Consider the following 19,229-nt stretch of genomic DNA (forward strand, 5'->3'; position numbering starts at 1 on the left):
AGGGCAAATTATGAATTATCAACGTTATTTTTCCGGCTATAAGCTACTTCCTAAGCAACACTTGGTCAGTGGTGAAGCGCTGAGTAAGCAGTACCGTGGGCGCGAGTTTCACGATAGTGTTGTTACTGGTTTTAATCAGTTAACTGAAAAATTCAACTGGGCACGGTCGCGAGCTGAGCAGGAGTTGCTGTTAGATAAGCGTCAGCAGTTTATGTTGACAGCTATTCGCAAAATCGCCAGCAAGTCAGCCCGAATGGCTGCTTAACAACGCTATATCAACTTCTCAAACCAGCGGTTTGCGCGCGGTATGTAGTAGTTATCCATATCTAGAGACGTAATGACTAAGGTTGCCTTACCACTGATCTCTTCGAGTGGGACGAACCCATAGACGCGCGAGTCGGCGCTATGATTGCGGTTATCCCCAAGCACCAGATAGTGCCCCTCTGGAACTGTCACCACTGGAAAACTGGCGAGTTCACTGTGCGGAGCGCTCAAGCGTAAAGCATGATGATGCCCAACTAACTGCTCCATGCGGTCATCGTCTTCACCTAATTGGGGTTGCAGCTCTCCATTAATGACCAATTGATTATTAAGCATGGCCACTTGATCACCGGGCAGTCCAATAATGCGCTTGATTAAACGCTCATTGGCAACCTTAGATTCAAAAGTGATGATGTCTCCACGCTGCGGCGTGGCTAATTGCATAATAGGAATATCTGAAAAAGGCACGTCCAAACGGTAGGCCATTTTTTCAACAAACACTCGGTCGCCTTCCACAATTGTCGGTAACATTGAACCACTCGGTACATGGTACCAATCCGCTATACTGCTGCGGCAGGCGAATAAAAGAACAAGAAAAATCAAGAAACCATAGTTTTGGCGAAAAAACGTTTTAAGCCCAGACATTGAACTCTCCCTTATCAGACCCACTTTACTCTAATTCCAAATCGGTGTAATACCAGCGCTAAACTGTAAACGATTGTTACTTATTGCGTTGTAAACAAGGAACCTCAGGATGAACAGCATATTCAAATTCAGTGTACTGATTTTACTCGTCTTAGGGCTCTGTGGCTGCTTAGAGAAGGGGCAATCGGATGTCTCTGAAAAGTTAGCGTGGTTAATGCACGCGGATCCCGTGGCAGATGCAAATACTGCGATAGATGCGGCTGACCTACGCTTACTCGCAGTACATAATCATCATTTGAAAATGCCATTAAATATCGAGAGTTGTTTGGTTGAAAAGCTAGGTTACCGAACACTCAGCAATGAGGATTTTGCTTACGGTAGTTATGACTATCAGCGTTTTGGTGCGCTCGCGCAACTCTATGCGAACTGGTACAACAATACAATTTTATTGTATCTGGAGGATAGCAACGCGAACCAATGTGGGCCTGCAGCACAGATTAATAAATAAAGCGACTTCAGCGAGCACGAAGAAGAACGAGCAAACCGCAAAACTAGCTACATACGGTCTTGTTGCGCCCTCCAGTTTTAGCCTTATAGAGTAGTTTATCACACGCTGATACCCACTCTTGCGCTGACATATTACTGGCTTTTTGACATACTCCGATACTCACTGTTACCGACTGCGCCGCAAGCATCTCAGAATCTGCAACAGCTAGTCTGAATCGCTCAGCAATAGTTCTGGCCGACTCAGCATCTGTGTCATGCAACAAAACTAAAAACTCTTCTCCACCGATCCTGAATAATTTATCCGGGGCACGGAAATTTTCCTGCATCAAATGCGCAATACTTTTCAACGTATCATCGCCTGCATTGTGGCCAAATTGGTCGTTAATCGCTTTGAAATGATCAACGTCTATTATCAGCATTGTCACTGGTGTTTGATAGCGCTGTTCAATACTGATTGCTTGCAGTACGGAGTCATTTAACGTTGCTCGATTATGCAATCCGGTTAAAGTGTCTGTATATGAGAGGGTAACTAACAGCCGATTCTGGTTGTAAATCTCGCGCATACACATGAACACGAAACCGCTTGTGCCAACTAGCACTAACATGAAACGGGAAAACTCGTTAAATTGCATAATGTTATAGGCGAAAGGTGTAATTACAATCAGGAAAGCGCCATTGACCCATGCTGCTAGTCGCACGGGTAGAACAAAGTACAAAACAAATAGTGCTGCAAATGACCAAAATGATGCTGATATACCGAGTTTATACAGCGAAAATACGGAAAGCCCCGTAATCACCGGTGCGATCCCAAACAGGCTCATGTTTAAACTGTAATTATCATGGTGGCAGCGATACGCGGTTGCCAGATAAAGCGTTATCAAGCCTGCAATACCAGCAGCCAGCAAATACTCACCTTGAATGAGGTCGACAACCATAAAAGGAAATAGAATGACGCAAGAGACCAAGGCAATATTTCTGGTTGAATTGACCACAAAGTTCGGGATTGGCTCGGCAACGTTATCTTGCATGATGCACTCTTGGAATACGGCTACTATCAATTTAGTCGTAAATCTCGAATCTGTCACGTGAGTGCAAATTTGTGACTAGCTTAATACCTGCTTGAATTGTTGCCAGGCGTAGTAGGCATGCAGGGCAGGGCGGCGGGCGAATGCAAATGGAAAGGTTTTTAACGGACTTTGCCAAAACGGAAAGTCAGGTAATACATTTGGTTCCATTAATAGCTGTGCCAAGCGCTTACCTGCCTGCACGGAAAACGCGAGCCCGGATCCACAATAGCCAGCGCTGTAGAGTAATCGTTCGTCTTTAGCATGATAAATTCGCGGGAAATCATCGTAGGAAACTGCGACCCAACCACTCCAAAAATGCGAAATACTGATATTACTTAGGTTAGGGAAGGTATCTTGCAGTCCTTGCATTAAAGCTACCTTGTATTTGTCAGCTGAAGCATGTTTTCCTCTAACTGCGCCGCGGCCACCGAACAGCAAGCGATTATCGGGCAATAATCGGTAGTAATATTTTAGTGGCCGTGTATCCATGGTCATCAAACCATCGCGCATGCCTAATTCATCTAATTGCTGTTGATCCAAGGGATCGGTAACGATAATCGATGAGATGACAGGGAATAGTTTATCTTTAAGTTGCGGCACGAGATTGCGTTGTCCATAAGCATTGCTAGTGACAATCAAATGCTTGGCCCGCATTGTTCCAGCTGGAGTCGTTACTGTGTGAAAGTTGCCGGTCGACGTTACATGACTAACCGGGCTATGACCATAGATTGTCGCACCAGCATTCACAGCTTGCTGTGCCAAGCCCTGGCAGAATTGCCATGGGTTGATGGCGAACGCTGACGGATAATAAATCCCGCCATGAGAATGTGTGCCTGCTAAATAGGTATCGGAAATCGTTTGTGCGTCAAGTACTTCAATACTTTCACTGTAACGTTGAGTGACTATTTCTGCATGCTGCTCAAGTGGTTGCATGGCTGCCGCTGAATGCGCGAGTTTTAGGTAGCCACCGCACACTTTGTCACATTCGATCCCGGCGTCAATCAGATTGGCAATATCGTTGATGGAGCTTAAGTATTCTGCATACAGAGCTTCGCTTACGCTATCACCAAAGCGCTTGCGTAATTGTTCCACGCCTAACCGCCCCGTGCCGGGAAGGACAAAACCACCATTGCGACCACTGCAGCCCCAGCCGGGTTGGTTGGCCTCCAATACACAAGCATTAACGCCATAGGATTGCGCCAGCTCTAAAGCTGCAGACAGCCCTGTATAGCCACCACCGATGATTGCAACATCCACATCCATGCTGTCGGTTAGCTGGGGATAATGGTTGGCATCGCGCCCATCTGCCCAAAAACTATCGGGCCTGGTTGCATTGGATGGCGGGAGGGGATCAACTAACGGGTCGTACATACAGCGCTATGCGACTCGTTCAAATGGTAATATCATCTCAGCAGCAGTGCACGTGCATATGCCTGGGCATACAGGGCACTGGTAGTTTTCTTCTAGTGCCAAACGTTGCCAACGATTGGCATGTTTTTTAACGAGCTCCCCACCGCATGCACTAAAATAACCATATGCAGAGTTATTTGGACTTGCCAGCCATATGTGTGCAATACCGGCTATGGCTCCTTGTAGTTTCGCTTGTTCAATCGAACGCTTAAGCAAGGTCGCGCCAATGCCTAACCCGCGAAACGTAGCATCTACCGTATTGCATTTGAAATAGCACACTTGCTCTTTGGGGTGTGGCCAATCTGTAGGCGTGCACCATTCATCGACATCCCAATTTTGCGGCGCATAGGTAAGACGAAAACCCACTAACAGACCTTCATTAATCAAGTGACTCTGTTCAATTTGGTCAGGTGCAAACTCACCGTGAGGAATAACCGCTATCCAGCTCGCATTAATATCATCTTGCCAACCTTTGTGATAAATCGTGGTTAGCGAGTCAGGGTCAAGGTAATTGTCGCCGTGCACATGATTGCCCAAGGCAATGACAGCAGCAAAATGTTGTGGTGCGAAGGGAATATAGTTAACGTTCATGTTGGGCTTTGTCGCTAGGCTTTTTGCCGTTGTTTTAGCACATCAATGACATCTGATAAACTTAAACCACTGGCCTGCAGTAAAACAAGCAAATGATATAGCAAGTCAGCGGATTCATTCTTTAGTTCTTCCAAATCTTGTACCGTCGCTGCCAATGCCGTTTCCACCCCTTCCTCACCTACTTTTTGCGCAATTCGCTTGATCCCCTTGGCGTAGAGCGCAGCGGTATAACTGGATTCTGGATCGGCATCTTTACGCGCTGCGAGTAAGCGTTCTAAATCCGCTAAAAAGGTGAAATCGGCTACTTCACTACTATCCCAGCAACTCTCCGTGCCCTTATGGCAGGTTGGCCCCTGTGGCTGGGCTAACACGAGCAAAGAGTCGTTGTCACAATCACTGTGGATGCTTACTAACTGCAACGTATTGTTGGATGTCTCTCCCTTGGTCCATAAGCGGTTTTTAGAGCGACTAAAAAAAGTTACTAAGCCACTGTCTAAGGTTTTTTCAACTGCCGCCTGGTTCATAAACCCTTGCATCAATACTTTTCCGCTCACACTATCCTGTACAATGGCTGGAACTAGGTCGTGCATTTTTTCCCAGTCGACGGAATCAAGTGTTTGTTGAGTGATTTGCATGTTCATCCCTTACCCTTGTGCGCGAAAATCGTGGCGAATAGCAACGCCTTGCTGGCGCAAAAAGCCCTTTAATTCTTGTATATCAATAATCGATTTATGAAATACCGATGCCGCGAGAGCACCATCTACGTCAGCTTGTTGAAATGCATCGGCAAAGTGCTGCATCTCACCGGCACCACCAGAGGCAATTAACGGGACTTTACAGGCTGCTCGAACCGCAGATAGTTGAGCGAGATCATAGCCCTTGCGAACGCCATCTTGGTTCATGCAATTAAGTACAATTTCTCCGGCCCCACGGGATTGGACTTCTTTGATCCAATCTATAGTTTGCCACTGGGTTTGCTGTGTGCGCGATTCGTCACCAGTGAATTTATACACTTCATAGCATTGATTTTCAGCATTGTAGAAACTATCGATACCAATAACTACACATTGTTGACCGAAAATATCATGCAGCTGGTTGATCAAGTTGGGGTCAGTTAACGCAGGTGAATTGATGGATATCTTATCCGCACCCATTTCCAGAATTCGGCCCGCATCCTCAATAGACTTAATACCACCGGCGACACAAAATGGAATGTCAATCACCTCGGCGATACGGCTAACCCAGCTTTTGTCTACTACACGCTGATCACTGGACGCGGTGATGTCATAGAAGACTAATTCATCAGCGCCTTCGTTGGCGTAACGCTCAGCCAGTGGGACAATGTCACCAATAACTTCGTGATTGCGAAACTGTACGCCTTTAACAACCATGCCGTCTTTTACATCGAGACAGGGGATTATGCGCCTTGCCAACATTGGATTGCCTCCTTGACAGTAAACTTGCCTTCTAACAGTGCACGCCCGAGGATCACCCCACTGACGCCAGTCGGCTTGAGTATCTCAATATCGCCGATCGAGCCAATCCCACCTGAGGCTTGCCATTGAATATTGGGAAATAATTCACTCATTTCATTGTAGAGCTGGTGATTGGCACCCTGTAGGGTACCGTCACGGCTAATGTCGGTACACAACACATGTTGAGCACCCGCATCCAAAAGGTCATTGAGTAAATGTTCAATCGAAACGCCGCTATTTTCCTGCCAGCCATGTGTGGCAATAAACTTGTTGCCTTGCGCATCAATGTTGATATCTAACGCTAAAACAATTTTGTCGCCGCCGTACCGGGCCAGCCATTCGCGGATCAAGGCCGGTTGTTTAACGGCCAGTGAGCCGATAACTACTCGTGCTACGCCAATTGACAATAACTGCTCCACATCAGACTCAGCGCGGATACCACCGCCCGCTTGAAATTGCATGCGTTGGGTTTTAACCATCGCTTCTATCAAGCCCAGTTGGCGTTTGCTGGTGTCTTTGGCACCAGTTAGATCAACTATATGCAGCCATTCAGCTCCTTGATCTGCATAGTTGTGGACCACGGCAACCGGATCAAAGGCATAATCGGTTTTCTGCGCATAGTCGCCCTGATACAGGCGAACTACATTTCCATCAATTAAATCGATAGCGGGGATGATCATTATAAACTCACAAAATTCTGTAGTAATTGGGCGCCGGCTTCTCCAGATCGTTCTGGGTGGAATTGAACACCAAAAAAGTTATTGCGTTGAATTGCGGCAGAGAAACGCGAACCGTACTCGCAGCTGGCAAGCGTATGCTCAAACGGCGCGATAGCAAAGCTATGCACAAAATAGAAGAAACTGCCGTTTGGAATGTGCTTGAACAAGTCATTGTGCTGAACTGCGTCAACCGCATTCCAGCCCATGTGCGGAAGGCGCAAATCACCGACTTGCATACGTCGTACTTCACCAGGTATGAGATCTAGACAATCAGTCCGTTCACTGGTGCTTTCCTCTGACCAACTGACCATTAGCTGCATGCCTAAACATACGCCCAGCACTGGCTGAGTCAGTGACTTTAGCGTTGGCACTAGCTGTTTATGATGAATACTCGCCATGGCGGCATTCGCACTCCCTACACCCGGTAAAATAACTTTATCCGCTTGGGTGATAATCGCAGGGTCGTCGCTGACAGCCACTGCAACATTGAGTCGGTCAAAGGCAAACTTTACCGAGGAAATGTTGGCACACCCGGTATTAACAATCACGATTCGTTGTTGCATGCCTACAATGCTCCCTTACTGCTGGGTAATGCATCACCACTTTTCTGAATGGCTTGACGCAAGGCGCGACCAAATACTTTGAAGAGGCTTTCGACTTGATGATGAGCATTACCTTCAGTTGTCGATAAATGCAGACTTAAGCCCATAGATTGCGCCAAAGAGTAGAAAAAGTGTTGCACCATTTCGGTCGCCATTTCGCCGACGGATTCGCGGGTGAAATTGGCTTTAAATACCAGGTGTGGTCGGTTAGAAATGTCTAAGATACACTCGGCGCGGCACTCATCCATGGGTAAGGCAAAGCCAAAACGGCCAATGCCGCGTTTATTACCCAACGCCTTTTTCAACGCTTCGCCAATGGCCAGTGCAGTATCTTCAACGCTATGATGATCATCGATGTGAAGATCGCCATCAACACTAACATTTAGCTCAAAGCCACCGTGGGTGGCGATTTGATCGAGCATGTGGTCAAAGAAACCGATCCCCGTTTGGATTGTCGACTTGCTGCTAGAGTCTAAATTTACCTTGACCCGGATATCGGTTTCGGAGGTCTTTCTGACCACTTCTGCAACGCGCGACGAATGCAGTAACTCTTGCTCAATGGCTCGCCATCCAAATGAGTCCCGCGCGTACTGTAAGCCGCGGATACCCATGTTCTCGGCGAGTTGAATATCGGTTTTACGGTCGCCGATCACGAAGGAGCGAGTAAAGTCGATTTTACCTTGCTGCAGGTAGTCTTTGACCAACCCGAGTTTCGGTTTTCGGCAAGTGCAATCGTCATTATCAAAATGCGGACAAATAAGCACATCGGCAAACTGCACACCTTGACTGGTGAAAACGTTCATCATGGCATTATGTGGCGCATCAAAGTCAGCCTGTGGAAAGCTGTCAGTGCCCAGGCCATCTTGGTTGCTGACCATTACCAAGGTAAAACCCGCTTGCTGCAATTTCAGCAGAACAGGGATCACATAAGGTTCAAAGACTAGCTTTTCCAAACTGTCCAGTTGCTTATCAATCGGCGGCTCTTCAACGAGCGTTCCGTCGCGGTCGATAAATAAAATAGCCTGTTGCATTAGCGCTGCTCCTCGGCGGAAAAGAAAGTATTAATAAGGTCTAAAAGTCGGTCGTTTTGGGCTGGCGTCCCGATCGAAATTCGCAAACAGTCATTCAATTTAAGCTGCTTAGATTGGTCGCGGATCAACATGCCGTTTTCCACCAGATACGTCATTAAGCCATCTTTCTGGGGGCAGCGGAATAAAATGAAATTGGCCTCTTGAGCTCCAACTAATTCTATCGCGCTATATTTCATCAATGCACGGGTTAGACGTAGACGCTCATCAGCAATGATGGCAACCTGTTCGCGCATGCGGTTAACCGGCCCGTCAGCCAAAGCCTGTGCTGCTATCTGTGCTACGGGCTCAGGAATGGGATAGGGAGCAATGACTTTGAGTAAGGTCTGAATGATGGCTTCTGATGCTAACGTGAATCCGCAGCGCAAGCCTGCTAACGCAAAGGCTTTCGATAACGTTCTAAGAACGACTAAATGCGGGTAATCAGCTAAGCGTGACGCCCATTGTTGACCAATAGCAAACTCAATGTAGGCTTCATCTACCACCACTAAAGCTGAATCTGCGAATGCGGTGAGGATGGTTTCAATTTGCGCTTGTGCTACTACATTCCCTGTGGGGTTATTGGGCGAACAGATAAACACCAGATTAACCTTATCCCGCTGCGCTAGCATCGCATCAATATCGAGCTCGAATGTGTCAGTCTGCGGCACACTGATAACACCAACATCGCAGGTTTCTGCGCTGATCGCGTACATCCCATAGGTTGGCGGGCAGATCATGATATTCGACTGACCGGGCTGACAAAATGCACGGATCAGTAGCTCAATACCTTCATCGGCTCCGCGGGTAACCAGCACCTGCTCAGGTGCAAGGCCTGCATAGTTCGCGTATTGCTGCACTACTGCGCTGGGTTGACATGAAGGATAACGATTGAGCTTGGTATCATCTAATTGATACGGATTGCTATACGGCGATTCATTTGCATTCAACCAATCTTGGCCACCGCTATATAGTCGACGGGCACTCTCGTAAGGTTTTAACTTTGCAATATTCGCATTGGTTAGGCGAGACAATAAAGTGCTCATTGGTTTTCCTTATCGAATGCGTCTAGTCGTATTGCTACTGCATTTCCGTGGGCATCTAATCCTTCAGCGTTAGACAGGGCAAGCAAAGTTGGCGCAAGTGCTTTAAAACCTGCCGGTGATAACTCTTGCACTGTGTAGCGGCGCATAAAATCGAGCAGGCCCAAACTGGAATACATTCGAGAGTATCCATACGTCGGCAGCACGTGATTGGTTCCGCTGGCATAGTCACCTGCTGACTCAGGCGACCAGGCGCCAACAAAAATACTACCCGCGTTACGGATAGAAGGAAGCCAATTCCGCGCATTTTCCGCCTGTACAATCAAGTGTTCAGGGGCATATTGGTTACTTACAGCAATGGCTTGAGCAAAGTCTTCAGTTAATATATAGCGACTGTGTTGCATGGCTGCGCTGGCGATTTCATTGCGCGAAAGTTTAGCTAATTGTTGATCAACCGCTTGCTCAGTCGCGCGGATGAGGGTCTCGCAGTTGCTGACCAAAACGGCTTGCGAATCTTTGCCATGCTCAGCTTGTGAGAGTAAATCAGCAGCAACAAAGTCTGGATTGGCTTTTTCATCAGCGAGTACCAACACTTCAGAAGGGCCCGCGGGCATATCAATTGCTGCGCCTCCAGCTAGTGTGCTAACTTGCTGTTTAGCCTCTGTGACAAAACTATTGCCTGGGCCATAAATCTTATCAACTTTAGGAATACTTTCGGTACCAAACGCCATACCGGCAATGGCCTGAGCTCCGCCGCATAAAAATACTTGGGTTATCCCACAGAGACTTGCTGCGTAGCGAATTTCTGCTGCAATTTTCCCAGTCTTATTCGGTGGTGTACACAACACGATGGTTTGACAACCGGCAACTTGAGCCGGTACGCCAAGCATCAACACTGTGGAGGGCAGGGGTGCAGTACCCCCAGGTATATATAAACCAACGTTAGCGATTGCTTGGGTTAGTTGTTGGCAGCGCACACCGGGCATCGTTTCAATATCCACGGCGTTTGGCTTTTGCGCCTCATGAAAGCGTTTAATATTGCTGTAAGCAGTATCGATCGCCTGTTTCGTCACAGGGTCAAGACTTTCAACAGCATTTGTTATCTCGTTGCTATCAAGCGCTAATTGGTCTAGATCTGCACCATCAAATTGACGCGTGAGCGCAAGAATGGCTGAATCGCCATTGATTCTCACATCGTCGATAATTTGCTTAACGGTTGCGCTGAGTGTTGCGCTATCGGAAAGCGCAGGCCGTTCGAGTACTTTGGCTTGAGCTTCCTCATTGAGTAGGTTCCAAGTAATCATTGCACTACCTCATTAACCCATCATTTTTTCGATTGGCATCACGAGAATTGAACTACAGCCCAATGATTTTAGTTTTTCCATGGTCTCCCAAAACAGGGTTTCCGGGCTTACAACGTGTACAGCAACGATTTCATCGCTGCTGGCCAATGGTAATACGGTTGGGTTCTCGGCACCGGGCAGTAATCGTTTAACTTGTTCTAGGTACGCTTTTGGTGCGTGTAACATGATGTATTTACTTTCTTTCGCTTGAGTAACGCCGTCAATGCGAGGTAATAGGCGATTGATCAACTCTTGCTTCTCATCGCTGAGTGGACGCGCGCTTTGTATTAACACTGCTTTGGATTCAAATACGGTGTCTTTCTCACGCAATCCGTTCGCTTCTAGCGTAGCGCCGGTTGAAACTAAATCGCAGATGGCGTCAGCTACGCCTGCTCGCGGAGCAACTTCAACCGAACCGGTAAGCATAACTGCAGCAGCATCAATCGCATTTTGCTTGAAGAAGCGTTCCAGCAAAAAGGGGTAGGTTGTCGCTACTTTCTTACCTTGCAATGCATTAACGTCAGCGTATTCCATTTCATTTGGGATCGCGATGGATAAACGGCAACCACCGTAATCCAGTTCACGCAGGGTTTTAAACTCGTGTGGGCGGTTTGCCGCCGCCCGCTCGAGCATTTTCTCTTCGAGCTCATTTTGACCAATAAAGCCCAGATCGACGATGCCATCCATGACTAACCCAGGGATGTCATCATCGCGCACTAATAATAGGTCTATCGGCTGATTGGTAGAATGGGCAATGAGCAGACGATCGCGAATTTGTAATTTAATCCCTATTGCTTTCAATAACGCGATGCTATCGTCGCTCAATCGACCTGACTTTTGCACGGCGATACGCAGTCGTTTAACGTCACTCATGGAACCCCATCCTCTTTTAGTGTTTAATTTTTACAGCGCACAAACAAAAAACCCCCGGAAGTGTCCTCCGAGGGTGTTGTTATTCTCACGCCGCCGGAAGGACAATAAACCTTCCAGCACGAACCTGAAAGGCTATGCTTTATGATGGTGATGAGCGGCGCAAATAAAATTCATGTGTTAGTAAAATCCGGTTTGACCTGAAAAAAGATTAATCTAGGCCGTTAACGAGCCGAAACATTAACCAAGTGGCAGCAATTTTGCAACGGTTTTACCGCGGACTTTGATAATTTAATCACTTTTGTTGGCTATAACGTAAAACTTTTAGTTATATCTAACATCTAACTAAAGAGTGCATAAGCACATTTGTTGGCGAGGGCAAGCGATGAGTAACGACCTATTGTTTTCCGTACTTCCACGCAGAGGAACAGTACCGATCAAAGAGGATCGTGGTAATGTGAAAAAAGTAGTCAAGAAAACGCCAATTCATCCGTCGCCGGACGAAGAAAATGTGTCGCTTGTGCGTGAAAAAGACGCGAGGGATGAAAACCAGCATGGACACCAAGAGTCGAGAGGATCCAGCGACGAACAGCAAGAGTCAAAAGACTACAGCGATGAGCACGTTGGACTCATCATCGATACTACCGATGAAAATATTGCTGCGGATGATGAACCTATCATACACAACAAAAAAGAGTATTTGCATGACGCAAGTACACATGAAAAGGAAGACAATGAGCCAGATGAGGGCGAACACTTAGATATCACGGTGTAGCCAAATAAACGTACTTCTTCTTGTCCTGTCGCCATTGACTAAGTAATATTGCGTCGCTCAAACGTTTGGCGCATGCCAAAATAACGCCTGGATTTAGGATTACCCCATGAAACGGACTTTAAAGTGCTTCAGTGCGCTGTTTTTATTTGCTTTTTTATTCCCAACCTATGCGAACAATACGCTGATCCCAGTAGAGGCGTACGGTGCGTTACCTTCGACAAGCTTATTTTCGATATCCCCTAGTGGGCAGTTAGTAGCATTTCGAGATGTTTCAGGAGAATATGACCTGTTAGTTGTGCAAAACAGAATGAATGGTGAACTCATTCGGGCTGCACGTATCGACAACATCAATCCAAATACACTCTACTTCGTCAGCGATAATGTGGTCATTTTGGTGGCGACCAAGAATATTAAATTGCCGGGCTATAAAGGCCGCCATGACTCTAGTTGGGCTTATGCGTTTAATTTGGAGACTGGGGGGATCAATGCTCTGCTAGAGCAAGGGTTCGGGATTTATAAAGGGCAAACTCAGCTGGGGCGGATTATTGGCATTTCACCCGATAAAAAATATGCGTTCATGCCAGCCTATGAAAGTCCCGGCAGATACAACTTGTATAAGGTCAATTTAGAGAATAAACGTAAACCCAAAGTTTATCAGCGTGGCACCGCCGATACTGACGATTTTTTCCTTAATAACCAAGGCGAGGTTATCGCCCGCGAGCGCTTTAATAATGAAGAAAACCTGCATCGTATTGAAGCGCGGATTAACGATGAGTGGGTTGAAATTTATCGCGAAGAAACCGATATCCGCACTAAGGGATTTTCCGGCGTAACCTCCGACCAACAACATCTTGTATTTAGTTCTTACTCGGACTATAGCGATCGACGTGCGTACTACACGATGGCGTTAGCCGATGGTTCAATTTCAGCCCCCTTATTTCATGATGACAATAAAGATGTCAGTCATCTCATAACTGACTTGCAGCGGGTTGTGCATGGTGCTGCATTCTCAGGCTTTGAGCCGAGTTATTATTTCTTTGATGAAAAGCTCAATGCGCGGATGCGAGGTATTAATAAAGCGATGCCGGAGAACTCCTTTGCGATTAAGGATTACTCCGATAATTGGCAAAACATCATTTTTTTCATGCAGGGGAAAGATAGTGTTGGTGAATATATTCTGTATGCGAAAGGTGCATTACAGTTACTTGCATCGAGCCGTCCTGATATCCCAGTAGATTCTGTTAGCCCAGTTGTTGAGCAAGTGATCACTGCGCGAGATGGATTAAAGATTCCTACGCTTGTGACTATTCCGCGTGGGAAAACAGCAAGCAAGTTGCCTGCGATAGTCATGCCACATGGTGGGCCTGCGTCGCATGATAGCAAGGGATTTGACTATTTGGCGCAGTTTTTTGCTAACCGTGGCTTTATCGTGATCCAGCCGCAGTTTCGAGGCAGCTCGGGTTTTGGCCGTGCGTTTCGCTATGCTGGACATGGCGAATGGGGGCGAAAGATGCAAGATGACGTTACCGATACAGTATTAGCGCTTACCGAAGAAGGTAAAATTGATCCCCAGCGGGTCTGTATTGTCGGTGGAAGTTACGGCGGATACGCTGCGTTGGCAGGAGCTGCTTTTACCCCGGAACTTTATCGTTGCGCAGTATCAATCAATGGTGTTTCAGATGTGGAACGGATGCTAAAAGATGAACGTAAGGACTATGGCAGTGATCACTGGGTAGTTGCGTATTGGGAAGATGCTATTAGTCGAGGCGAGGTGGATGAGTCTCATTTAGCCGCGATTTCACCAATTAATCATGTGAGTCAGATCCAAGCGCCAATCTTATTGATCCATGGCGAGTATGATGAAAGTGTGCCAATCAAACAGTCTGAGCGAATGCTTGATGCTCTTGAGGATGCAGACAAGACTGTCGAGTTTTTAGAACTCGAGGACGGTAACCACTTTCTGAGTAGCGCACAAAATCGTATGCGAGCAATGCAGGCGATTGCAGCGTTTGTCGAAAAGCATATGCAATAAAGTTTTAAGCTTTACGGCTCTTTAGCCATGCTCACAAGAGCAATGATATGGGCATGGCTAATTCAGCAAACTTAATTTCAATGATTTGACTTCCCTCACTGATCTGCTTTTATTGTTGCAATAAATGAGAGTGCTATTGGCGCTTTTTTAGATGTCGTTGGGAGCTTGAGCATGCAAGAGTTTAGTTTCGCTACAACCGCGAGAATGACCGTGGGCCAGCCAGTCGCCGATGTTCTTAGGGCCTACTGCGCGCGCCAGCGACTTTCCAACGTAATGATCGTTACAGATGCAGGGATCCAAGCAGCTGGCCTCTTAGGCTCCACGTTGACTGAATTGCAAAATCAAGGCATTGAGGTGGTGGTGTTTGACGCGGTTGAACCCGACCCTTCCTCGGCCACCGTGTTAAGTGCGATTGATCTAGCTAAATCAGCGAATGCACAGGTCATCATAGGTTTTGGCGGCGGTAGCTCCATGGATGTGGCTAAGCTGGTAGCATTACTATCTCACCCTGACAACCAGCAGTCGTTAGACGCTGTTTTTGGTGTCGATCAAGCACGCGGACAGCGCTTGAACTTAGTACAAGTGCCTACAACCGCAGGTACCGGATCAGAGGTTACGCCGATTGCCATAGTGACAACCGGGGGCACAACAAAAGCCGGCGTGGTTTCCGATCGTTTGCAGCCAGACTTGGCTATTCTAGATCCTGATTTGACTCTGGGTTTACCTCCTCACATCACGGCTGCGACCGGCATCGATGCCATGGTGCATGCGATTGAAGCGTACACCAGTAAAATCCGGAAAAACCCGTATTCCGACATGCTGGCACGCCAAGCATTACAAATACTGAGCCACAATATCCACACCGCAGTGACAGAAGGAAGTAACCGGGAAGCAAGAGCCAATATGCTGTTAGGTGCGATGCTAGCTGGTCAGGCATTCGCGAATGCGCCCGTCGCCGGAGTACATGCTTTAGCTTATCCCTTAGGTGGCCACTTTCACATTTCTCATGGTTTAAGCAACGCATTGGTATTACCGCATGTGCTTAAATTTAACCATAGTCATGCCATGGCACTTTACGCAGAATTAGCGCCCTTACTTTGTTCGTCAATCACTTCGGATGTGCCGCAAGCAGAAGCCTCAATGGCACTGATTGACTATTGTGCAAATATTAGTTCAGAACTGGGGCTGCCCGAGCGTTTGCGCGACTGCAATGTACCGAAGGAGTTTTTACCACAGTTGGCAGAGGATGCTATGTTGCAACAGCGTCTGCTGGTGAATAATCCGCGCACAATCACCCGTGACGATGCATTCAAGATCTATCAAGAGGCTTTTTAATGACCAGTCAACCAAAAGCGAAGCGAGATGCATACCGCCAATTTTACGCGATGGAGTCACGCTGGAGTGATAACGACATTTATGGGCACATCAACAATGTAGTCTATTACAGTTACTTTGATAGTGCAGTTAATCGCTTTCTAATCGAACAAGCGGGGTTAGATATTCACCATGGAACGACAATCGCTTATGTGGTTAATTCACAGTGTAACTATTTTATTCCCATTGCGTATCCGCAGACCGTAAATGTGGGGCTTCAGGTCAGCAAGCTGGGCAAGAGTTCAGTAACATATAGTCTCGCTATTTTCGCCGATGATAGCGATGAAGCTGCTGCAGTTGGTGAGTTTGTCCATGTTTTTGTAGATCGAACGAAAGGGCTAAGCACACCGATTCCGGTAACTATTAGAAACGCTTTAGCATCTCTTGTTGTCGATTGATTTCAATAAGGTCTAGTTTTTTACTTAATCGTCTGGCTTTTCCGTGTTCGATATCACAGTACCACGCTTAATTGATAAAATTGATTAAACGTTTCAACTTTACCAATTATCCTTTTCTTACCTGACTTTTTACTATAGCCATCAATTTCAACAGGAAATGATCGCACGCCTCTTATGGTGTGTAGAAATACAGCAATTTATTTCCGATGGCGTCAAGCCATTACTATTTATAACTAATGGAGAAAGAAACATGGCATTAATCAATACTGCAATCAAACCGTTCAAAGCGAATGCATTCAAAAACGGTGAATTTGTTGAAGTCAGCAGTGATGACATTAAAGGTAAGTGGGCTGTATTTGTGTTCTACCCAGCGGACTTCACTTTTGTATGTCCGACCGAACTAGGCGACGTAGCGGACAAATATGAAGAGCTACAATCACGCGGTGTGGAAGTATTCTCAGTATCAACTGACACGCACTTCACCCATGCTGCATGGCACGAAGCTAGTGACACTATTGGCAAAATCAAGTTTGCGATGATTGGCGACCCAACCGGTGAAATTACACGCAACTTTGATTGTATGCGAGAAAATATGGGCCTTGCGGACCGTGCCACTTTCGTGGTTGACCCTGATGGCATCATTCAAGCGATGGAAATTACTGCTGAAGGTATAGGTCGTGATGCAGATGATTTGGTACGCAAAGTTAAAGCCGCTCAATATGTAGCATCACATCCAGGTGAGGTATGTCCTGCAAAATGGAAAGAAGGTGAAGCAACGCTAGCTCCTTCACTAGACCTTGTCGGTAAGATCTAAGCCCGATTTCTAGCGGCAAACAAAGCAGGGAGTGGTCTCCACTCCCTTTCTCAAACTGACAAATAAGAGGCGAATTACAGTGTTAAACCAAGATATATTAAATGCATTAAAAGGCTACTTCGAGTCAATGCAGAAAAAGATTACGTTCGTCGTGCAAACCGGTGAGCACAGCAAGCGCGATGAGCTTGTGTCTTTTCTGTCAGATATTGCCGGAGTCAGTGATAAAATTACAGTTGAACAGCGCGATACAGGCGGAACATTGCGCAGTTCGGTTAGCTTTTTGCTTGAATCTGACGGCCAAGATACCGGGATCCGTTTCTCTGGCGTACCAGGCGGACACGAGTTCAACTCTCTAGTCTTGGCGATTTTGCATGCATCAGGTACAGAGTTAAAAATTGATGATAGTTTGAAACGTATTATTCAAGCTGTTGACGAAGATTTACATTTTGAAGTCTTTATCAGCCTTAGCTGCCACAACTGCCCAGACGTTGTTCAAGCGGTCAACCAGTTTGCACTATTAAATCCAAAGATTAGTGCAGAAATGATTGATGGCGGAGTCTATCCGCAGTTGATTGAAGAACGAGACATTCAGGGTGTCCCCAGTGTTTATTTGAATGGCGAACTTTTTGCTAACGGTAAAGTCGATGCAGCTACGCTGATAGATAAGCTGTTAGAGCGAGATTCGTCATTGAAGTCTGCAAATAGCGGGCAGACCCTACCGCTACAAGACGTTGTCGTCATTGGTGGAGGGCCAGCAGGTGTCGCATCTGCAATCTATAGTGCGCGTAAAGGGTTGAAAGTCAGTGTGGTAGCCGATCGCTTCGGTGGGCAGGTAAAAGATACCATGGGGATAGAAAATTTAATTTCGGTACCAAAAACTACTGGGCCAGAGCTGGTGGGTAACCTCATGGAGCACATGAAAGACTACGATATTACGTTGAAAGAGCATGTGCGGGTAGAATCCATTGACTCAGGTAATGTAAAAGCCATTACGTTATCGTCGGGCGAAGTTATAAAAACACGCTCAATCATCATTGCGACTGGCGCACGTTGGCGTGAACTTGGCGTTCCCGGTGAAAAAGAAAACTTAGGTAATGGCGTGGCTTATTGTCCGCATTGCGACGGTCCTTTCTTTAAAGGTAAAGATGTTGCCGTTATTGGTGGCGGTAACTCAGGAATTGAAGCAGCTCTCGACCTTGCGGGTATCGTTAAGTCTGTGACGGTTTTTGAATTTTTACCGGACTTAAAAGCAGACCAAGTGTTAATTGAGCAAGCACTTAAGCGTGACAATATCAGCATTATTAAAAATGCAGCGACCCGTCAAATTATTGCCGAGAATGGCAAGGTCGCGGCAATAGAGTATCAAGACCGAGCGTCGGAAGAGGTACACACATTAGGGCTATCTGGCGTCTTCGTACAAATCGGCTTAGTGCCTAACAGTCAATTTGTTAAGGGGGTAGTTGATATGACACGATACGGTGAAATCATCGTTGACGAAAAATGCCATACTTCTGAAGCTGGAATTTTTGCAGCTGGTGACGTGACAACCGTACCGTATAAGCAAATAGTCATCTCCATGGGAGAAGGCGCTAAGGCTTCGTTAGCTGCGTTTGAGTATCTGCTAAGTCATGAAGTTGATGAAGAAGAAGTCAACGAGATGCAAGCGGCATAAGAACCCACAAAACTCCCCCAAAAGCCTGAGTAAACTGACAAAGTGCACTCAGGCTTTTTTGTTTGCAATATTTGACAGCGATACGATTCGTGCTATTTGTATAGGCGTAACGTAGATAAATACATTATCAGGAAAATTTTATGCATCAGCCCGCCAAGTGGTTTGTTCCTGTAGTCGTCCTTGCACTCCTATGGAATCTTTTAGGTTTGGCAGCAGTGATTATGAACTTATTGCTCACCCCAGAGCAGATAGCTGCGTTGCCAAGTGAACAGCAAGCAATGATCTCTCACAGTCCAGACTGGCTGCCTTATGCATCTTTGGTCGCTGTGGTTGCTGGCACGTTGGGCTGCTTGGCATTATTGCTGAAAAAATCCGCTGCGACAGCGTTATTCGTCGTTTCGCTCGTAGGCATTATCGCTCAGGATGCAGGGATCTTAATGGTAATGAATAAACTTAATGCTTATGCAACTGTACCGCTAGTGATGCAAGGGCTTGTGCTGATAATTGCTATCGCCTTGATACTATTAAGTAAAAAGGCGAAAGCGGCAGATTGGTTGGGGTAAA

General features: G+C 46.6%; 21 protein-coding genes and 1 other annotated feature. Of the genes, 9 read left to right on the plus strand and 12 right to left on the minus strand.

Going from position 1 to position 19,229, the window contains the following annotated elements; all coding sequences use genetic code 11:
* Positions 1 to 10 precede the first annotated feature (10 nt).
* Entirely contained in the window at positions 11 to 265 is a 255-nt protein-coding gene (locus CSH92_RS06125) for a hypothetical protein (RefSeq protein ID WP_100656756.1), read from the plus strand.
* A gap of 5 nt (positions 266 to 270) precedes the next feature.
* On the opposite strand, the gene lepB is transcribed toward CSH92_RS06125, so the two are convergent.
* Positions 271 to 906, minus strand: a complete 636-nt coding sequence (lepB, locus tag CSH92_RS06130; RefSeq protein ID WP_100656757.1) for a signal peptidase I — start codon at positions 904 to 906, stop codon at positions 271 to 273.
* Positions 907 to 1,015: 109 nt separating this feature from the next.
* Here lepB and CSH92_RS06135 point away from each other — a divergent pair, with 109 nt between their 5' ends.
* Entirely contained in the window at positions 1,016 to 1,414 is a 399-nt protein-coding gene (locus tag CSH92_RS06135; RefSeq protein ID WP_100656758.1) for a hypothetical protein, read from the plus strand.
* Between the two features lie 43 nt (positions 1,415 to 1,457).
* Here CSH92_RS06135 and CSH92_RS06140 read toward each other — a convergent pair whose 3' ends face one another.
* The 11 genes from CSH92_RS06140 to hisG all read right to left on the minus strand — a co-directional run bounded on the left by CSH92_RS06140 (position 1,458) and on the right by hisG (position 11,603).
* Positions 1,458 to 2,441 (minus strand): GGDEF domain-containing protein, encoded by a 984-nt coding sequence (locus tag CSH92_RS06140; RefSeq protein WP_100656759.1) that lies wholly within the window; start codon positions 2,439 to 2,441, stop codon positions 1,458 to 1,460.
* A 75-nt stretch (positions 2,442 to 2,516) separates the two neighbouring features.
* Positions 2,517 to 3,851: an NAD(P)/FAD-dependent oxidoreductase gene (locus tag CSH92_RS06145; protein WP_100656760.1), complete on the minus strand. Its 1,335-nt coding sequence runs from the start codon at positions 3,849 to 3,851 to the stop codon at positions 2,517 to 2,519.
* A 6-nt stretch (positions 3,852 to 3,857) separates the two neighbouring features.
* Positions 3,858 to 4,481 (minus strand): GNAT family N-acetyltransferase, encoded by a 624-nt coding sequence (locus CSH92_RS06150; RefSeq protein WP_100656761.1) that lies wholly within the window; start codon positions 4,479 to 4,481, stop codon positions 3,858 to 3,860.
* A gap of 14 nt (positions 4,482 to 4,495) precedes the next feature.
* Positions 4,496 to 5,116 (minus strand): bifunctional phosphoribosyl-AMP cyclohydrolase/phosphoribosyl-ATP diphosphatase HisIE, encoded by a 621-nt coding sequence (gene hisIE / locus CSH92_RS06155; RefSeq protein WP_100656762.1) that lies wholly within the window; start codon positions 5,114 to 5,116, stop codon positions 4,496 to 4,498.
* Positions 5,117 to 5,125: 9 nt separating this feature from the next.
* On the minus strand, positions 5,126 to 5,917 hold the full coding sequence (gene hisF, locus CSH92_RS06160) for an imidazole glycerol phosphate synthase subunit HisF (RefSeq protein WP_100656763.1): 792 nt from the start codon (positions 5,915 to 5,917) through the stop codon (positions 5,126 to 5,128).
* Positions 5,899 to 6,636: a 1-(5-phosphoribosyl)-5-[(5-phosphoribosylamino)methylideneamino]imidazole-4-carboxamide isomerase gene (gene hisA / locus CSH92_RS06165; protein WP_100656764.1), complete on the minus strand. Its 738-nt coding sequence runs from the start codon at positions 6,634 to 6,636 to the stop codon at positions 5,899 to 5,901. The genes hisF and hisA overlap by 19 nt, the downstream gene beginning before the upstream one ends.
* A complete protein-coding gene (gene hisH / locus CSH92_RS06170; RefSeq protein WP_100656765.1) occupies positions 6,636 to 7,238 on the minus strand; it encodes an imidazole glycerol phosphate synthase subunit HisH in 603 nt (200 codons plus the stop codon). The genes hisA and hisH overlap by 1 nt, the downstream gene beginning before the upstream one ends.
* A gap of 2 nt (positions 7,239 to 7,240) precedes the next feature.
* Positions 7,241 to 8,308: a bifunctional histidinol-phosphatase/imidazoleglycerol-phosphate dehydratase HisB gene (gene hisB, locus CSH92_RS06175; RefSeq protein WP_100656766.1), complete on the minus strand. Its 1,068-nt coding sequence runs from the start codon at positions 8,306 to 8,308 to the stop codon at positions 7,241 to 7,243.
* A complete protein-coding gene (hisC, locus tag CSH92_RS06180; RefSeq protein WP_100656767.1) occupies positions 8,308 to 9,390 on the minus strand; it encodes a histidinol-phosphate transaminase in 1,083 nt (360 codons plus the stop codon). The genes hisB and hisC overlap by 1 nt, the downstream gene beginning before the upstream one ends.
* Positions 9,387 to 10,691 carry a histidinol dehydrogenase gene (gene hisD, locus CSH92_RS06185; protein ID WP_100656768.1) on the minus strand — a complete coding sequence of 435 codons (1,305 nt, stop codon included), beginning with the start codon at positions 10,689 to 10,691 and terminating at the stop codon, positions 9,387 to 9,389. The genes hisC and hisD overlap by 4 nt, the downstream gene beginning before the upstream one ends.
* A gap of 12 nt (positions 10,692 to 10,703) precedes the next feature.
* Positions 10,704 to 11,603: an ATP phosphoribosyltransferase gene (hisG, locus tag CSH92_RS06190; RefSeq protein ID WP_100656769.1), complete on the minus strand. Its 900-nt coding sequence runs from the start codon at positions 11,601 to 11,603 to the stop codon at positions 10,704 to 10,706.
* A 42-nt stretch (positions 11,604 to 11,645) separates the two neighbouring features.
* Positions 11,646 to 11,760, minus strand: a sequence feature (His leader region).
* Positions 11,761 to 11,985: 225 nt separating this feature from the next.
* Here hisG and CSH92_RS06195 point away from each other — a divergent pair.
* From CSH92_RS06195 to CSH92_RS06225, 7 genes are all read left to right on the plus strand, one after another.
* Positions 11,986 to 12,375: a hypothetical protein gene (locus tag CSH92_RS06195; protein WP_100656770.1), complete on the plus strand. Its 390-nt coding sequence runs from the start codon at positions 11,986 to 11,988 to the stop codon at positions 12,373 to 12,375.
* A gap of 106 nt (positions 12,376 to 12,481) precedes the next feature.
* The gene (locus CSH92_RS06200; protein ID WP_100656771.1) at positions 12,482 to 14,407 is read left to right on the plus strand and encodes an alpha/beta hydrolase family protein; all 1,926 of its coding nucleotides are present in this window, start codon (positions 12,482 to 12,484) and stop codon (positions 14,405 to 14,407) included.
* A 171-nt stretch (positions 14,408 to 14,578) separates the two neighbouring features.
* The gene (locus CSH92_RS06205) at positions 14,579 to 15,742 is read left to right on the plus strand and encodes an iron-containing alcohol dehydrogenase (RefSeq protein WP_100656772.1); all 1,164 of its coding nucleotides are present in this window, start codon (positions 14,579 to 14,581) and stop codon (positions 15,740 to 15,742) included.
* Positions 15,742 to 16,179: an acyl-CoA thioesterase gene (locus CSH92_RS06210; RefSeq protein WP_100656773.1), complete on the plus strand. Its 438-nt coding sequence runs from the start codon at positions 15,742 to 15,744 to the stop codon at positions 16,177 to 16,179. Before CSH92_RS06205 ends, CSH92_RS06210 begins: the two co-directional genes overlap by 1 nt.
* Positions 16,180 to 16,429: 250 nt before the next feature.
* Positions 16,430 to 16,993, plus strand: a complete 564-nt coding sequence (gene ahpC / locus CSH92_RS06215; protein ID WP_100657447.1) for an alkyl hydroperoxide reductase subunit C — start codon at positions 16,430 to 16,432, stop codon at positions 16,991 to 16,993.
* Between the two features lie 79 nt (positions 16,994 to 17,072).
* Positions 17,073 to 18,665, plus strand: coding sequence for an alkyl hydroperoxide reductase subunit F (gene ahpF, locus CSH92_RS06220; protein ID WP_100656774.1), 1,593 nt, complete (start codon positions 17,073 to 17,075; stop codon positions 18,663 to 18,665).
* Positions 18,666 to 18,805: 140 nt separating this feature from the next.
* Positions 18,806 to 19,228 (plus strand): hypothetical protein, encoded by a 423-nt coding sequence (locus CSH92_RS06225; protein WP_100656775.1) that lies wholly within the window; start codon positions 18,806 to 18,808, stop codon positions 19,226 to 19,228.
* Position 19,229 lies beyond the last annotated feature (1 nt).

The organism is Neoalteromonas flava (assembly GCF_002807685.1).
In the GTDB taxonomy this organism is placed as follows: Bacteria; Pseudomonadota; Gammaproteobacteria; order Enterobacterales; family Alteromonadaceae; genus Alteromonas_E; species Alteromonas_E flava.